The sequence below is a fragment of the Paraburkholderia podalyriae genome, assembly GCF_014397785.1.
GTDB classification, from domain to species: Bacteria; Pseudomonadota; Gammaproteobacteria; order Burkholderiales; family Burkholderiaceae; genus Paraburkholderia; species Paraburkholderia podalyriae.
On the sequence record NZ_VZQQ01000356.1, the window covers coordinates 1 to 252 of the forward strand.

At 48.0% G+C, this 252-nt stretch carries 1 pseudogene; it reads right to left on the minus strand.

What is annotated here, in order from left to right:
• Positions 1–108: 108 nt before the first annotated feature.
• Positions 109–252: pseudogene (locus F6X42_RS43300) on the minus strand (transposase); the annotation flags it as partial.

The window sequence follows — 252 nt, forward strand, 5'->3', positions numbered from 1 at the left end:
CTGCCAGCTTGACGAGTTCAGGATCGGGTTTTTCTCTTTTGTTGCGTTTCGCTACGGTCATCTGTGCTCCTGTTGCTGACAGTTTCCTGCCAAATGACCGTTTACACAAAAATTTTTACACCCTCCCTCATCGGTCGGAAACGAGCTGCGGGTCTTGATTACTTTGCGCAGACTCATGTTGATCGATTCTATGGCATTCGTGGTGTAAATCACCTTCCTGATTTCCGGCGGGTAATCGAAGAACGGAATCAC